Raw genomic sequence first — 1,204 nt, forward strand, 5'->3', positions numbered from 1 at the left:
CGGCACTCCGGCGCCCGCTCAGCCCCAGAGCGCCGAGGCCAGCTCCGCGCCCGCGTACACCGCGGCCAGGCCCGCCACCACGCTGCCGGCCACGTTGGCCAGCGCGTACCGGCCGGCGCCGGTCTCGGCCAGCCGCAGGGTCTCGTACGAGAAGGTCGAGTAGGTGGTCAGCGCCCCGCACAGCCCCGTGCCCAGCAGCAGCTGGACCTTCGAGGAGGCCGCACCCGCCGCCACCGCGCCGGTCACCAGCCCGAGGATCAGGCAGCCGACCACGTTGACGGCGAACGTCCCCCACGGGAACACCGAGTCGTGCCGGGACTGCACCGCCCGGTCGGTCAGGTACCGCAGCGGCGCGCCGACCACCGCACCGGCCACCACCAGCAGCCAGTTCACTCCGCCGTCTCCCCCCGGCCCGAACCCCGGCCCGGCCCCCGGCCCGCGTAGGTCACGACCTCGCAGCGGTCCAGCAGCACCAGCCCCTCCGCCACCATCCCGTCCAGCTGCGGCAGGAACGCCCGCACCCGCTCCTCCTCGTCCACGATCACCACCGCCACCGGCAGGTCCTCGCTCAGCGACAGCAGCCGCGTGGTGTGCACCAACGACGAGGCACCGAACCCCTCGATCCCCCGGAACACGCTCGCCCCGGCCAGCCCGGCCTCCCGGGCGCGGTGCACGATCTCGCTGTACAGCGGGCGGTGGTGCCACCGGTCGCTCTCCCCGATCAGCACGGTCAGCCGCAGCGCCGGCCCGCTCAGCCGGTTCACCGCGTACCCCCGCCGGCGCCCCGTCCGGCCCCGCGGCGGACGGCCCGGTGGATCAGACGCCGGGTCAGCCCGGCCGCCGCCCACACCGCGAACAGCGCGCCCACCAGCGTCAGCCCGAGGTACGCCAGCGCGGGCCCGGGCCGGCCGCCCTCCAGCAGGCGTCGGATGTCCACCGCGTACGTCGAGAAGGTGGTGAACCCGCCCAGCACGCCGGTACCGAAGAACGGCCGCACCAGCGGATGCGCCTGGCGCCCCTCGGTGATCACCACCAGGAACACCCCGATCACCGCGCAGCCGACCACGTTGACCAGCAGCGTCGTCCACGGGAAGGCCGTCGGCCCGGTCTGCCAGCCGAGCCCGGCCGCGTACCGCGCGGTGGCCCCGATCGCCCCGCCCGCCGCGACCACCGCCACCGCCCGCCCCTGCCCGCGCAGCACCGG

3 protein-coding genes are annotated in these 1,204 nt (G+C 76.2%); all 3 read right to left on the reverse strand.

The genetic code is table 11. From position 1 onward, the window contains the following. Nucleotides 1–18 precede the first annotated feature (18 nt). Nucleotides 19–393, reverse strand: a complete 375-nt coding sequence (gene crcB, locus KS423_RS45770; protein WP_224285555.1) for a fluoride efflux transporter CrcB — start codon at nt 391–393, stop codon at nt 19–21. After that, nucleotides 390–764: a DUF190 domain-containing protein gene (locus tag KS423_RS45775; RefSeq protein ID WP_224285556.1), complete on the reverse strand. Its 375-nt coding sequence runs from the start codon at nt 762–764 to the stop codon at nt 390–392. The genes crcB (KS423_RS45770) and KS423_RS45775 overlap by 4 nt, the downstream gene beginning before the upstream one ends. Next, the coding region (gene crcB / locus KS423_RS45780; RefSeq protein WP_374120194.1) for a fluoride efflux transporter CrcB at nt 761–1,204 on the reverse strand (444 nt) is incomplete at its 5' end. The genes KS423_RS45775 and crcB (KS423_RS45780), both read right to left, overlap by 4 nt.

This window comes from Streptomyces sp. LS1784, assembly GCF_020103755.1.
GTDB lineage: Bacteria > Actinomycetota > Actinomycetes > Streptomycetales > Streptomycetaceae > Kitasatospora.